The organism is Iningainema tapete BLCC-T55 (genome assembly GCF_014698965.1).
In the GTDB taxonomy this organism is placed as follows: domain Bacteria; phylum Cyanobacteriota; class Cyanobacteriia; order Cyanobacteriales; family Nostocaceae; genus Iningainema; species Iningainema tapete.
Window position 1 is genome coordinate 116,787 of record NZ_JACXAE010000039.1, and the last position, 13,861, is coordinate 130,647.

The following is a 13,861-nucleotide window of genomic DNA, read 5'->3' on the forward strand; positions in this document are numbered from 1 at the left end:
CTACAGGATTAGGCAATGAGAAAAGGATTTTTATTAATCACACCAATAGTGTAGCCACTACCGTACACCCAAAATACAACCAGCTCGTGGCGGAACAGTTAAAGTAAGCTTATCTCCTTCCACATTCCATTCCACCTCAGCTTTCCCATATAAAAGCTTGTTAGGTTGAGATTGTATAGCAGTATCTACATGGGCTTTAGTTGGGGCTGTACCAACGTTAACCGCAACAATCAGTTCTTCTGTTCCCAAAATTCGTGCAAACACGTAAATTCCGCCTTGGGCAAATAAAACTTTGTATTCACCTGTACGCAAACACGGGTAAGCATGGCGAAGGGATATTAATTGACGGTGAGTGTTGAGAATTTCTCGATCCCAACTAGCTTCTAATGGAAAGCCACGACGTGAATCTGGATCTAAAGCACCAGGTAAACCCACTTCATCACCATAATAGATACTAGGCGCACCAGGAAAGGTGAGTAATAATAAAGTAGCTAATTCTACACTCGCTTTATCGCCGCCAGCAATCGTCATCAATCTTGCTGTGTCGTGACTTGCGAGTAAGTTTAACTGGGTAAGCTGAATTTCCCAAGGATAAAGTTGTAGTACTTCTTGAATTTTTTCAGCGTACTCCGCAGCAAATAATGGTGGGTATGGTTTGTAGTCGCGGCTTTGTACTTGATCCATCACCACGCGATCGCCTGCCGTAAATGCTATAGTGGGTCCAGCAAATAGATAATTCATCACCCCATCAAACTGGGTACCATCCAACCACTGACGAGAATCACCCCAGACTTCCCCCACAATGTATGCTTCTGGATTAATTACTTTAACGCGAGATCGAAACTCTTGCCAAAAACCTGGAGTTGTAATTTCAAACGGAACATCCAACCGCCAACCATCAATGCCGAACTTTATCCAATACTCGGCAATTTCCATAATATATTCCCGCACTTCCGGGTTATCGTGGTTAAATACTGGTAGTGCTCTATTATCTGCCCAACCAACATAGTTTGCCGGATATTCTCCATTATAAGGAGAAACAGGCCAAGCCTCAATTTTAAACCAATCTACCCAAGGCGAATAGGGACCATTTTCTAAAACGTCGTGGAAAAAGAAAAAGCCTCGACTAGAATGGTTAAACACCCCATCTAGAACCACTTTTATATTACGTTCATGAGCCGCATCTAACAAGTCCTTAAAAGCCGCGTTTCCCCCCAACATGGGATCAACTTGATAATAATCGTGAGTGTGGTAGCGGTGATTACTAGCTGATTGAAAAATCGGCGTAAAGTAAATGGCGTTAATGCCCAAATCCTGTATATAGTCTAACTGCTCGATAATACCCCATAAATCACCACCCTTGTAACCTTGCAGTGTTGGCATTGCTTCCCAATCTTCCCAACGAGCATTATGTAACAACTTTTTGCGCGGCTGTTTACTTTTGGCAAACCGATCTGGAAAAATTTGGTAGAAAACAGCGTGTTTAACCCAGTCTGGTGTTTTGATCTGCATAAATTTCTTTGTATTACTCCAAAGTCATAGTTGCAGATCTAGGTCATTTACAACTCACACTTGTGGTAGAAAATGTCACGCTATTTATAGAAACCCGGTTTCTTCAAGAAACCGGGTTTCTAAAACATCGGACTTGTGCTATGAGACGCTTAATTTATTCCCTGGCTTACATTCATAGCTATAAGCCAGCAAGTTGAGCAACAACTGCAACTAATTCGGCAGGCTCAACTGGCTTAGGAACATGTACTTGAAAACCAGCAGCCAGTGCTTGTTGCTGATCATATTCTCCCACATAGGCGGTAAGAGCGATCGCCGGAATGTCCCTTCCTTCTTCTGGTGTCAAAGATCTAATTTGACGCATCAGGGTGTAACCGTCTACTTTGGGCATCCCAATATCGATCACTAATATATCTGGTTGCTGATGATTCAGTTCTTCTAAAGCCTCTTGGGCAGATCCTACTACAGTTACATTAGCTTTATATTGTTCAAGTGCGAAGGCAATAAATTTCCTTGTACCTTCGTCATCTTCTACTACTAAGACTTTTACATCACTCAAATCTAGAGATAACTTTGGTGGTTCACTATGAGAATTTGTTGCCTGGGAATTAGTCATTAGCGGTAGTTTGATTGTAAAGGTTGCACCACCTCCAACACCAGGACTTTCTGCTACCAAAGTTCCTCCATGAGCTTCTACTAGTTGTCGAGATATAGCCAACCCCAACCCTAAGCCCCCAAATTGGCGCGTAATTGAGCCATCTTCTTGGCGAAAACGATCAAACACAAACGGTAGAAAGTCAGCACTGATACCTTGCCCTGTATCGCTGACTGAAATTTGGGCATAAATTTCTAATCTCTGTAATTCTACTGTAATTAAACCACCTTGTGGAGTAAACTTAATTGCATTAGAAAGCAAGTTCCAAAAAACTTGTTGCAATCTGCCTGCATCGCCCATGACTTGTCCTACAGTTACGTCAAGCATGGTTCTGATATGAATTGACTTCGCTTGAGCTGCTAAACCAACGGTTTCTAGAGCTGCTGCGATTGGTGTAACTAATGTAACTGATGTCAAATTGAGCGATAATTTGCCTTGTATGATTCGCGAGAGATCCAGCAAATCGTCAACCAATTTTGCTTGACGTTTGGCATGTTGCTCAATGGTTACTAGTGCCTCTTGAAGCCTTGCTTCTGATAATTTATTTGTTTGTAGTAGCTTTGACCAACCTAGAATTGGCGTAAGTGGAGTTCTCAATTCGTGAGAGAGCATTGCCAAGAATTCATCTTTAACTCGGTTTGCCGCTTCTGCCTCGGCACGATTAGCTTGCTCCCGCTCTAGCAAGCGATCGCGTTCTTGCTCCATCAGTTTGCGCGGCGTAACGTCTCGTTGAATTGCTACGAAATGTGTAATTTTTTGATTTACATTCCGAATCGGTGTAATATGCCATTCAATATAAAATTCCGAACCGTCTTTACGGTAATTAATTGCTTCGCCGTGAAAAGGTAATCCTTCAGATAGATGTTCACGTAAATCATCTAGCAATGCACGACTAGTTTTAGGACCTTGGAGCAAACGTGGGGTTTTACCCAGCACTTCATCAAGTGTATAACCTGTCATCTGGCTAAAGGCTGGATTGACAAAAACAATTTTCGGATGTGGTGGATCGAGTTTTGCTGTGGTGATAATAATGGAATCCTTGGATTGCTGCACCGCAGATAGCAAAAGCCGAATGGTTTCCTCTGTTACCTGCAACTCCCTCAATCCAATACTCAATCTGTCCAAAGCATCTGTCAATTGACTTTGTTGCTGTAAGGGTAATTCGCTCTTCTTCTTTTGCAGTTCTGCCATCCGTTTGTGCAGGTACTGAATCTGCTTCACAAACTCGTCTTGATTCACGTCCTATCTTCCGCAGCCATCACTTCAATTCTATTGTCTCGGCTTAAGTTATGCAAAACATTTATACTAGGAGAGATTTTTGCAACCCCACCCTAGCCCTCCCCTTACAAGGGGAGGGTTGGGGGGGTTTACTTCAAATTGGAATAAATGTATAATTACTTATACAAAGAAGGGGAGTAGCTGCTGGCAAGCAATAGCCAGTACACCTGAATCAACATACTGGTGATTAACCTGGTTCTGGTGACAAGGAAGTAAATTTCTTCTTGGAAGTGAGACCTTCACTAACTTCACATCAACAAATGTGAAGCTTGGTGAAGTATTGCCACTCTCATCAAGCTTCACTCTGATACTATTTTTAGGAGCTTGGTAGAGTGTTAACAGCTTTCACAGCGGGTTTATTACTAATCACAGTTTCAGAACTTGGAGATAAAACTTTTTTCATCGCCGTAATTTTAGCGATGCGCCATTCACGTCAGCTAGTATTTGCGGGTGTGACAGCGGCGTTGGCTGTGATGACAATTCTTTCGGTAATAGTAGGACAAGCAGTGTCTTTATTACCATCGGTTTATATTCATTACGCCGAAATTGCTTTGTTTGTGATATTTGGTATAAAATTACTTTACGAAGCAAGCAAAATGTCTAATTCTACTTGTAACGCAGAAGTAGTAGAAGAGGCAAAAGCCGTCGTAGAAGAAGCAGAAATACAACTACCCAAGCAGAAAAAGGGGTTAGCAATATTACTGGAAGCATTTGTATTAACTTTTATGGCGGAATGGGGCGATCGCACGCAAATTGCCACCATCACTCTAGCGGCTGGTAACAATCCTATCGGGGTGACAACAGGCGCAGTTTTGGGACATGCTATTTGTGCAGCGATCGCTGTGATGGGCGGAAGAATGCTGGCTGGGCGGATTAGTGAGCGTACACTAACCATTGCAGGGGGTTGTTTGTTTCTGCTGTTTGGTTTGTTAGCAGCCGTGGAAGGTATATAGGGGGTTGTAGAGACGTTCCGCCGGAACGTCTCTACAGAAATCCTGGACTACCCCCGATCACTTCTTCTCTGGCGTGGGTGTAGGGGAAGATTCAGCAGCCCTTTGATTAATTTCGTCTTTATACTGAGCTGGTGCTAGAGCCGCAGCTTTGGTGAACAAAGGCTTTGCCTCATCTATTTTGCCCTGTTTCTTTAAAAGCATAGCCTTTGCTAGAACTGGGCGAAAATCCTGCTTGTCGCTCTCAATAGCTTGATCGTAAATAGCTTGAGCTTGAGAGTAGCGTTGTTGGGAGGCTTGAACATTGCCCAACAACAACTGTACGGCAATTGTATCAATACTTCCCGGCTGAATTTTATTTTCCGTCTTCGCCTTAGAGAGGGTATCTTGTAACAAACCGATCGCTGCTTCGGGACGTTTTTGCTCTAACAGCAGAACAACCATACCTTGCAAAGCTTTGATATCTCCTGGTTTTGTTTGTAGAATTGAGCGATAGGCAGCAGCAGCTCCTTCCTTATCACCTATTCCCAACTTAACTTGACCAAGTAGTACCGTGTATTCTGTATTATCTGGATTGAGTTTAGCAAGTTTCTCTAAAGGTTCAATTACTCCCTTAATGTCAGCTTTTCCTTGCCGATGTAGAAGTAAGCGTGCCTCTAGAAGGCTTTTGAGCGCAGCTTGGTTTTCAGGTTCCCGCTGCAAAACCAATTCTAAACCGCGTATTTCGTCTTCTAGTTTTGACTTTTGCTCTGTTTGAGCTGGTTGATTAAATACCCCAAACAAGGGAATAATTGACCCACCAATTAGAGCAATAACTGAGATCGCTAACACCACATTAATTAGCCAGCGATTGCGAGATTTAGACACAAAACCTTCCTTTACTTTAATAATAGTGTTATTCACAGCCATTCCAAAAAGTAAAAATTTTAAAAACTTTACGGAATCTCGTGAATTGCTTGTGAATTTTATAACAAGTGGCAACTGCCGCACGAGAATGCAAGTGATGACTTTTGGAGGAACCTTCAGAATTTTAACTATGGTATGCTTCCGAAACTAGTAAAAAGGCGCTAAATTACACATTTAGTGTATGTGCAAAACTTAAAGGAGCGCCCTGTTGTGGTTCCTAAAGTTAAGGAGCCGATCGCTTGGCGAGGGATTTTACCCGACAAAAGCGAACTGGCAAGCGACTACAGTCGCGTCTTTAGCATCCTACAGGGCGCTCACCGTGTGACAGTTTAGGAAGAAAATATACTTTCTTTGCTCCGCACAAACGCTCTTGAGCGCTGCCTTAGTAAAATCCCACAATGGGATGTGTCTCCGCCGCAAGGAGTTTTTATGAATTCCGACCTGATGCCGTCGCCTGAATCGTCAAATAAGTCTACTTCCGATGAAACTTTAATCAGCAAGGAAATTCCTGCTGATGTTCAAGCTACCGAATCTCAACCAGAGAATTCGCCTTCTCGCCCCAGCGAGAATAATGATACTCAGTTGGCAAATCGACTTCAACCGATTCCTCCCCCAAGTGAGCCATTACAATATCGTGCAATCGGCTTAGTCCGAGGTCGCTATCTTGCTAGTAGTGAACAATTCACTCAAGGTATAATGCTGACCACAGATGAAACACCACTCGAAGCCGTCCTCTTGGGTCGGATTATGAGTTTAGTCAAAAATCACTTAGACTTAGAAAAAGAACATCTGTGGGTAGTTTATCCACGCACTAGGCAAGAAAACGATAAATTACACCTCCAGATTGTGGGAGTTTGGGAGCCAGAAAACTTGGCGAAAAATCTCGCACAAGAAGACGAAGATTTGACTGAACAAGAAAAGCAAATCTCTAATAATGGTTTATCACAACACCTCACACCTTCATCAGAAATTATCGATGGTGGTTTCTCTGTTCGCGGCGAGGTAGTTTACCAGTCGTTTGATACAGGAAATTTAGTCATCAAAATTAAGCAGGCTGCCCGTAAACCAACGGATAAAGCAAAGTATTTCAAGTTAAAAATTAAAGGTAAGCTGGACACCAAAGCCGTCGGAAAATTCTGGGACTTGCAAGTCAAGCGAGAAGCTGATGATTTGGTGGTAGGAAGCGGTGAGGCGATCGCCGAGCTGCCCAAGAAACGCCGACCACCTATGAGAGGTGGTGGAGGGCGTCGTCCTCCCAGTGGCGGTAGCAGGAAACCATTCCTACCCAGAAAAAGCGGAGAAACTCCTCGTCCCATTAAGAAAACAGGAGACGCCTCCAGTCCAACACCGCCAAGACCTTCTTCACCATTAAAACCCATTCCTAAGCCAGTTAAGCGTCCCAAACCACCTGAAACATAAGCAGGGAGGCAGGGGAGGAATTAACTGCCCCTGCTCTCCCTGCTCTCTTCTCAGAACTCCGTCCAACGATCTTGGGGGAGAAAAGACCGCTCGGTGGGAAGTTGTGCTACAGGTTCAGTTAAGGTGAATTTACCTGACTCAATCCACTGTTTCAACTCTTGGGCGACTTGCTTAGAGAGAAACATACTTGCCAGTGGTGCGACGCGCACTGTTTTGTCTTCAATGGTGATGCGCCCTGATTTAAGTTGAGCGTAACTGACTAACCCAAAGGTGGGACGAACTCGCCGGGGAATGGAAAAGTCTACTATCGGCGCTACTAAGTCTTTGTCTGTTACTGCGCATTTGGCTACTACTTCTTCGTTTAATACTGGGAGTGGTACGCCTACGCCCAACATCAAAGAAGGACCGTAACTTTTGAAGTAACAACCACGTACCCAACGAGCATCCATCTGCTTGGCATCGCCAATTAAAGCTAAAGTCGCAGCCGGACCAATCGGTGTACGATTTGGTAAACGCTTTTGTAAAGGGAAGTGTTGAGTGCCTTCCCATGCTATGTAACCAATACCACCACCTAAGAAAATCCGCGTGCCAATACCTATTAGTTGTAAATCGGGATCGTTAAGTAAGGGAGAAATGGCACCAGGGTTAGAGTAAACAGCATTGCCCAAACGTGGTTGTAATGGACCAAGATATGTAAATAGTGGGCGATCGCCTCCATTCACCCCTACAATAAAATTTTGGTATAAGTTACGCGGATTGAATAAATAAAACTGATTAATAGTTTCACGAGTGATAGTAGTTTCAAAACTTGCTCTAGGGTAACAATCTGTTACCTGCCCTTGCGCTCTTACTTGTATCGGTTTCCCTGCAATCAAATCTTCGATTACGTGTCCACCACCGCGTTCTCGGACTTCTTCCCCGTCTACCTCTTCCACTGGACAACTAGCACCCAAGTATAAATCTACAGCGCCAAAACCAGAGTACGTAGGTACACCATCTAACCAGCAGCGGCGAATTTTAATTGGTGGGTCAGTATGACCCAAGTTAATAATAGCACCACTAGATTCCATCGGCTCAAAAGTGCCAGTGGTGACAACATCAACCTCCTTAGCAGTTTTAGTAACCCCGTTTTCTGCAACTCGTGCTTTTAATTCTTCAGCAGTTAATACCAGCGCACGATTACTAGTAATTTTGTCATTTATTTCCGCAATTGTTCGCATATATAATGTAGCGAATTAACATATTTAGGGCGAAATGGCTGCCAAGTAGTTGGTTAAATCAGTTTGGCTAGTGAAATCTAACAGCGCCTCTGCCAAATCTTCAAGTTGAGTTATGGATAAGGCGCGAATTCGCTGTTCCAATTCAGGCTCAATCACAGCAAACCTACGAGTAAGTAGTCGTAAAATCAGCGCCTGCGCTTCTTTTTTCTTTCCTCGTTCCTCTCCTTTTTGAAGGATATCTTGATAAATCACAGATTCTTGCATAATTTCCTCTCTAAGATGCAGCTTTAATTTCGGCATCCATACGAGCGGGTTGCCGTAATGATCGTTAGTTCTCCACTAAGAAAATCGTTAATTTCTGAAACTACAATACAATGTTGTAACTTAATACCCAATGCCTCTGCTACTTCTATTACAGTATCAAAGCTAGCATTTTGATAATCTTTCTTTTCATATTCTTTTATTTGCTATAGCAGTTAATCGCGTGAGCGCTGCTATTTCTTTTTCAGTGATTTTTTGCGCAATTCTCACCTTGACCAAAATCTCGCCAATTTCATCTATTTTGATATTGACATTTTGCAACACCAATGTATTTACCGGATTGTGGTTTTTGAACGATTCGTATTCTCCTATTTCCGACTGAAGATTTTTGATATGAGCGTAGTAAGAATCTATTAATAAATGCCACCATTCTGGATCGTTGCGTCTTTTTTCTTCATTTTGATGTAAGCTAATAATTGCTTGTTGAAATTTTTCAACCCAAGATTTAGTAACCATTAACTCGTGTTCGTTCTTAATCATGGCTCCCACCTCAATAAATCTATTGCTATGATACCTAATTAATAGAAAAAGCCTAACATTAAAGCAAAAAATTAGAGCGAGATTAATTAGTAAAATAGCGATCGCTCACCCCAATCGTCCAGTTAAACTAGCGATCGCCGCCGCCAGTTCTGTAGGTTCCACTGGCTTTGTTAAAACCACTCGCAAGCCGGGGAATATAATTCGATTACGGTTTTTACCTGTGGCGATCGCCGGAATTTGTCTTGCCAATTCTGCCTCAAGAAGTTGAATTTGATTGACAAAAGCACTCAAATCTGCTTCAGATATATCACAATCAACAACAATAATATTAGGCTGAATCTGCCCTAGCTCTAGTGGAGCAACCGCCACACTCACCGCTGTCACTTGTGCCCCACGTATCAATCCCAGTACACTAAGTTGCTCGCGGGTATCAGGTTCATCTGCCACAACCAGAATGTGTAAGCCTTCCAAGTTGAGCAAACCAAACTGAAATCCGGGCATCTTAGTTTTACCCCAGTCACACATCAACTCTGTAATTGGGTTGAGCGTTTCACCTTGGAGAGTTAATGAATATTCGACTCTAGGTGGTTTTTCCCGATACACCTGTCGATGAATCAACCCATCAGCTTCTAACTCGCGTAACTGTGTAGTTAGAACTTTTTGAGTGATTCCAGGAATTAAATGCATCAGTTCAGTGAAACGTTTTGCACTCTTTCTCAGCCACCACAGAATTGTACACTTCCACTTGCCACCAATTACCTCAAGAGTAACTTCCACCGGACAGCCGTATCGCTTCTCTAACATGCTCATAACTCCATTAGTATCCATTTGGTAACAATAAATCACCTGTGGTATACATGCTCAAAGTGATTTTTGTACCCCAGTAAGCGAGAATATATGAACTTACAAAACAAAGTGGCATTAATTACAGGTGCAAGTAGCGGCATTGGTAAGGCAATTGCTCAAGAACTCAATCAAGCAGGAATGAAGTTGGTGCTGACAGCGCGATCGCAAGATAAACTCGATGATCTGGCATCATCACTACAACAAGCCAAGGTGCTTGCTGGAGCAATTACCGATCCGGATATGCCCCAAAAGCTACTTGATGCAGCCCTCGAAAACTTTGGACAATTGGACGTAGTTATCAACAACGCTGGTGTAATGACTGTTGGCGCGATAGAAGAAGTAGATATTGAAGCTATCTGCCAGATGGTACAGTTGAATGTAGAGTCAGTTTACCGCATGGCTTACACAGTTTTGCGACACTTCAAAAAAGCTGGTAGTGGGTTTCTCATCAATACATCTAGTATTTCTGGATTAAAGACTGTCCCTCAATACGGTGCATACAACGGCACAAAGTATGCTATTGAGGCGTTTACTGATGCTCTACGCATGGAATTGGCAGGTACGGGAATCAAAGTAGCAGCGATCGCTCCTGGTACAGTAGATACAGGCTTATACGATCACTGGAACCAAGAGGACAAATCCTACGTTACCTCTGGTGGCGCTCTCCAACCGGAGGATATTGCCCGTAGTGTCCGATTCATTCTGGAGCAACCCGATCATGTTTTGATTCCTCGAATGCTGGTTGTACCAACAAATCAACCTGTCTAAATCAAAAGTTCAGACAATCTTCATGCCCCCCCTCTTTGCCCCCCCTTATTAAGGGGGGGTTGGGGGGGTAATCGAGTTACCTACCTCGTTCTCGCATTTCTTGTCGTCGCATGGGCATAGCGTCAATTTCATTAAAAATGGCTTTTGCTTGAACTGGAGAGTTATAGCGACTCTTCACACCACCATCTTTACCTACTAAAATGACGCGAAAATCGTCTTTGCCAACATCAAAGCGATCTCTTAGATTAGCATTACTCTCCTCATCTGCTAAAACCTGAACAAGAACCAAATCTCTATCGGCAAAACCTGGCTTGTACTGATTAAATAGCTGCATTTGCTGCTGGTAAGCACTTGCTTTCTCTGATGGTGCAAATACTAGCAGCACACGATTTTTCCATTTTTGAGAACTGAGGTTAAATGACGACATTTTCACTGTTTGATTTGTTTGAGCAGGAGTTGCACCAGCCTTGCTTACTGGCGATAGAAATAGAAATGTTAGTAGGGGAAGGAGAAGTAATGCTGATTTTTTCATAAGTGTTTTTATCAATGCATATTACGTCGGCTGTTAGTTACAAATATCCTATGACGAATTTGCTCTCAGGCAAGACCTCTTCGTGCTATTAGTACAAACTGTAGCATTTTTGCCAATAGACCGCTTAGACGGCTGGCAATGTTTCGAGCAGCCCTTGGCAACAGAGGTAGTTGGTTCATCGTCAAGATATCTGAATAGAGAATTTATAATTCGGCTGCGTCACCTCAAAATTAAAACATAAATCTCTTATTTATGTTTTAAAAAGTTAGTCTTAACAGTTGAATTCCTAGATTGAGTATTATATTATTGAAAGGTAATTAGACATTTTATTAAATTTAAATAGGATTAAGTGACAGTAATTAACAATTAACAGTAAATTTGTATGGGCTTTCCGGAACGAACGTCCTTACAATTGGGTGTATTTCAAATAGGCGTAGACTGTGACGGATTTGATATTTTGTAAAAAATTGGGTGCTTGAGGGGGTTGATGATATGTCAGTGACCATCGGGAACATGTTCGATCCTAATTTCTATCGTGCTGCTAATTCCGACTTGGCTGGTTATAATGATACTCAAGCCTTGTCTCACTTCCAGACTTATGGTCTAAACGAAGGTCGTCGCTTCTCACCACTAATTGATTTGAATTTCTACCGATCTAGCAATTCCGATCTCGCCAGCTTCAACAATAACCAATTGTTGGATCATCTGGAAAATTACGGGATAGCAGAGGGACGCAGCTTTTCCCCTCTTGTTGACCTCAACTACTATCGTGCTTACAATAGTGACCTAGCTATATTTGATAATGAGCAACTATTTAATCATTTAAAAACCTATGGTGTCACAGAGAGGCGCAAATTTTCTCCAATTTTGAGTTTAACAGAGTATCAGACATTTAACTCTGACCTCAACAACTTAAGTTCTTCTCAACTTTTAAACCACTTTGAAATCAATGGTTTAAATGAAGGGCGTAAGTTTTCCGACTTTTTCGATCTCAACTACTACCGTACTAACAACAGTGACTTGGCGTCTTTGAACAATAGGCAACTGTTGGAGCATTTTGAAATTTATGGTTTGAATGAAGGACGTAAGTCTTCACTCTTTTTTGATGCTGGCTACTACAAAGCAAATAACCCCGACTTAGCTTCTTTAAAAGGTACTCGGTTACTGGAGCACTATCAATCTTTTGGTCTGTATGAAGGACGCCCTGCTACTATTGACTATGCCGGAAACACGTTAAGTACTGCTCGTCAACTTCCCATCAGCTCAAATGAAACTCGCGTATATGAATCCGTTGGTTTAGGCGACGCTAGCGACTATTATAGATTTGATTTAAACCAAGCTAGCACTGTGTTTATAAGTGATTATGGCTACTCCAGGAGCGTACTTGAGCAAGTACTTGATAGCAACGGGCAGATTATCAGTTCTAGAAACTCCGGAATTTCCTCACCTAGAACTACTAGTTCTAGTGCTACTAATCTTACTATTGATGATTTAATACGGATTGTTGATGGATGGCAATTAATTTCATTGGCTCCTGGTACTTACTACATACGCATTCAACCCCAAGCTGGTAACACTAATTACGTTCTTACCATTGGTGTTGAACAGATACTGTGAGAAAAATCGTTAACCAGTAAAACCCGCTCTTATCGTAAGCTCTGGGATAAAACCAAGGTAACTACCGGATTCCAGTAGTTATACGCATTCAATTTCAAAATCAAAAATGAAAACGTCCCCAAGATAGTAAACGGTGCGCAGGTTGTTTGTAATAAGCGCTCTTTGCGCTTACTACGAACTTTAAAAAGCATAGCGAATTGTGCAGTAGGGTAGCTGCTGGCGAGCGCTGTTGACAAAATTGCTTAACCAACTGCCCTTTAAACCCGTGCTTGTAGCGCGTACATTGATGCCACCTGTTGAGGATTGCTTCTGTTCTTGTAATTCAGGTTGCCATAAAATATCTTCTGCTTGAGGATGCCAACCCATATTTACCTGATGCAGTTCCTCATTATGGGTAATAAAAATTACTTCTGCTTGTAGTTGCTGTTTAGCAGCAGGTGATAAAGTATCATCCACTTGCTCAAACAACTGTTGATAGTCTCTTAACCAACCGTCATAGTAGATGACTGGTGCAAAGTTGACGTGAACTTCATAGCCCGCCTCAACAAAATCATTGATTGCGCCAATGCGTTCAGGTATACTAGAAGTACGTACATCTACTACTTGAGCCATTGACTGAGGCATTCGACTGAAACGAATGCGAGTCTTGCCTTGCGGGTCATAGGTAAGCAAGTCTCTGTTAACATGCTTGGTAGCAAATGTTGCTTTTGCGTTAGGGAAACTTCTAAACAGGGTAACAATATCTTTAACGTTGTTGCAAATAGCAGCATCCACGGAACAATCGCTGTTCTCGCCAATTTCGTATACCCAGTAAGTCGGATCTACTTGGTTAAGTTCTAGCTTCATGCCCTGTTTAGCAGTGTGTCGCTCTAAGTAGCGGCAAGTTTGCTCAATGTTGACAAATGTGGTGATGGGATTTGCGTAACCTTTACGCCGAGCATTGTAGCAGTAAACACAAGCCTGTGCGCAGCCGTTAGCATGGGAAGGAGCGACAAAATCTGAGCTACGGCAGTTAGGGCGACACTGGAGAGACTTCTTGACGCCTAATACCAAAACAGTGCGTTTAATTCTGTTCCAATCTTCTACTAAGTCAGAGTTGCCATGTAATTCGGGAATTTTCCAATGAGAAGCTACCTCAATGAGTTTGGCATCAGGGTACTGTGCCAATATTTCTTGACCTCTGGTATAGTTAGCAACAGCGGGTTCGTAATAAATCTCTTTAATATTTAGCAATCGACGTAAAGCGTTACTTTAAACTGGGGGACTAGTTTGTTGTGAAGAGATAGTTTCCAGCGTCATTTAAGTTCTTGATGTCGTCAACACTTTAGTGTATTTAAGCTGGACGGATGAACTGGTACGG

15 protein-coding genes are annotated in these 13,861 nt (G+C 42.5%); 6 read left to right on the plus strand and 9 right to left on the minus strand.

Annotated elements, in window-relative coordinates:
• Positions 1-57: 57 nt before the first annotated feature.
• Both ICL16_RS10175 and ICL16_RS10180 read right to left on the minus strand, forming a co-directional pair.
• Positions 58-1,512, minus strand: coding sequence for a glycoside hydrolase family 13 protein (locus ICL16_RS10175; protein ID WP_190826965.1), 1,455 nt, complete (start codon positions 1,510-1,512; stop codon positions 58-60).
• Positions 1,513-1,690: 178 nt separating this feature from the next.
• The gene (locus ICL16_RS10180) at positions 1,691-3,403 is read right to left on the minus strand and encodes an ATP-binding protein (protein WP_190826967.1); all 1,713 of its coding nucleotides are present in this window, start codon (positions 3,401-3,403) and stop codon (positions 1,691-1,693) included.
• A 371-nt stretch (positions 3,404-3,774) separates the two neighbouring features.
• Between ICL16_RS10180 and ICL16_RS10185 the strand changes: the two genes are divergently transcribed.
• The gene (locus ICL16_RS10185; protein ID WP_190826970.1) at positions 3,775-4,395 is read left to right on the plus strand and encodes a TMEM165/GDT1 family protein; all 621 of its coding nucleotides are present in this window, start codon (positions 3,775-3,777) and stop codon (positions 4,393-4,395) included.
• 57 nt (positions 4,396-4,452) lie between these two features.
• Here the strand turns inward: ICL16_RS10185 and ICL16_RS10190 are convergent, their stop codons facing one another.
• Positions 4,453-5,259 (minus strand): tetratricopeptide repeat protein, encoded by an 807-nt coding sequence (locus ICL16_RS10190; protein WP_190826972.1) that lies wholly within the window; start codon positions 5,257-5,259, stop codon positions 4,453-4,455.
• Between the two features lie 249 nt (positions 5,260-5,508).
• Here ICL16_RS10190 and ICL16_RS46740 point away from each other — a divergent pair, with 249 nt between their 5' ends.
• Positions 5,509-5,631: a hypothetical protein gene (locus ICL16_RS46740; protein WP_273038630.1), complete on the plus strand. Its 123-nt coding sequence runs from the start codon at positions 5,509-5,511 to the stop codon at positions 5,629-5,631.
• Positions 5,632-5,727: 96 nt separating this feature from the next.
• Positions 5,728-6,717, plus strand: a complete 990-nt coding sequence (locus tag ICL16_RS10195; RefSeq protein WP_190826974.1) for a hypothetical protein — start codon at positions 5,728-5,730, stop codon at positions 6,715-6,717.
• 50 nt (positions 6,718-6,767) lie between these two features.
• On the opposite strand, the gene ICL16_RS10200 is transcribed toward ICL16_RS10195, so the two are convergent.
• From ICL16_RS10200 to ICL16_RS48015, 4 genes are all read right to left on the minus strand, one after another.
• Complete coding sequence (locus tag ICL16_RS10200; protein WP_190826975.1) at positions 6,768-7,937, minus strand: homocysteine biosynthesis protein; 1,170 nt, start codon at positions 7,935-7,937, stop codon at positions 6,768-6,770.
• 24 nt (positions 7,938-7,961) lie between these two features.
• The gene (locus tag ICL16_RS10205; protein WP_190826978.1) at positions 7,962-8,201 is read right to left on the minus strand and encodes a DUF4351 domain-containing protein; all 240 of its coding nucleotides are present in this window, start codon (positions 8,199-8,201) and stop codon (positions 7,962-7,964) included.
• Between the two features lie 186 nt (positions 8,202-8,387).
• On the minus strand, positions 8,388-8,738 hold the full coding sequence (locus ICL16_RS10210; protein ID WP_238360702.1) for a hypothetical protein: 351 nt from the start codon (positions 8,736-8,738) through the stop codon (positions 8,388-8,390).
• Positions 8,739-8,843: 105 nt separating this feature from the next.
• Positions 8,844-9,542, minus strand: a complete 699-nt coding sequence (locus tag ICL16_RS48015; protein ID WP_190826980.1) for a winged helix-turn-helix transcriptional regulator — start codon at positions 9,540-9,542, stop codon at positions 8,844-8,846.
• A gap of 93 nt (positions 9,543-9,635) precedes the next feature.
• On the opposite strand from ICL16_RS48015, the gene ICL16_RS10220 reads away from it, so the two are divergent.
• Entirely contained in the window at positions 9,636-10,352 is a 717-nt protein-coding gene (locus ICL16_RS10220; protein ID WP_190826982.1) for an SDR family oxidoreductase, read from the plus strand.
• A 76-nt stretch (positions 10,353-10,428) separates the two neighbouring features.
• On the opposite strand, the gene ICL16_RS10225 is transcribed toward ICL16_RS10220, so the two are convergent.
• A complete protein-coding gene (locus tag ICL16_RS10225; RefSeq protein ID WP_190826984.1) occupies positions 10,429-10,884 on the minus strand; it encodes a DUF4174 domain-containing protein in 456 nt (151 codons plus the stop codon).
• An 82-nt stretch (positions 10,885-10,966) separates the two neighbouring features.
• Here ICL16_RS10225 and ICL16_RS10230 point away from each other — a divergent pair, with 82 nt between their 5' ends.
• Complete coding sequence (locus tag ICL16_RS10230) at positions 10,967-11,125, plus strand: hypothetical protein (protein WP_190826986.1); 159 nt, start codon at positions 10,967-10,969, stop codon at positions 11,123-11,125.
• 251 nt (positions 11,126-11,376) lie between these two features.
• Positions 11,377-12,501 (plus strand): hypothetical protein, encoded by a 1,125-nt coding sequence (locus ICL16_RS10235; protein WP_190826988.1) that lies wholly within the window; start codon positions 11,377-11,379, stop codon positions 12,499-12,501.
• Between the two features lie 180 nt (positions 12,502-12,681).
• Here ICL16_RS10235 and ICL16_RS10240 read toward each other — a convergent pair whose 3' ends face one another.
• Complete coding sequence (locus ICL16_RS10240) at positions 12,682-13,734, minus strand: spore photoproduct lyase family protein (protein WP_190826990.1); 1,053 nt, start codon at positions 13,732-13,734, stop codon at positions 12,682-12,684.
• Positions 13,735-13,861: the final 127 nt, after the last annotated feature.

What these genes read in the sequence shown, in the direction of transcription:
- ICL16_RS10175 (WP_190826965.1), bottom strand. Translation starts at nt 1,512, where the DNA reads ATGCAGATCAAAACACCAGACTGGGTTAAACACGCTGTTTTCTACCAA.
- ICL16_RS10195 (WP_190826974.1), top strand. Translation starts at nt 5,728, where the DNA reads ATGAATTCCGACCTGATGCCGTCGCCTGAATCGTCAAATAAGTCTACT.
- ICL16_RS10200 (WP_190826975.1), bottom strand. Translation starts at nt 7,937, where the DNA reads ATGCGAACAATTGCGGAAATAAATGACAAAATTACTAGTAATCGTGCG.
- ICL16_RS10205 (WP_190826978.1), bottom strand. Translation starts at nt 8,201, where the DNA reads ATGCAAGAATCTGTGATTTATCAAGATATCCTTCAAAAAGGAGAGGAA.
- ICL16_RS10210 (WP_238360702.1), bottom strand. Translation starts at nt 8,738, where the DNA reads ATGATTAAGAACGAACACGAGTTAATGGTTACTAAATCTTGGGTTGAA.
- ICL16_RS48015 (WP_190826980.1), bottom strand. Translation starts at nt 9,542, where the DNA reads ATGTTAGAGAAGCGATACGGCTGTCCGGTGGAAGTTACTCTTGAGGTA.
- ICL16_RS10220 (WP_190826982.1), top strand. Translation starts at nt 9,636, where the DNA reads ATGAACTTACAAAACAAAGTGGCATTAATTACAGGTGCAAGTAGCGGC.
- ICL16_RS10225 (WP_190826984.1), bottom strand. Translation starts at nt 10,884, where the DNA reads ATGAAAAAATCAGCATTACTTCTCCTTCCCCTACTAACATTTCTATTT.
- ICL16_RS10235 (WP_190826988.1), top strand. Translation starts at nt 11,377, where the DNA reads ATGTCAGTGACCATCGGGAACATGTTCGATCCTAATTTCTATCGTGCT.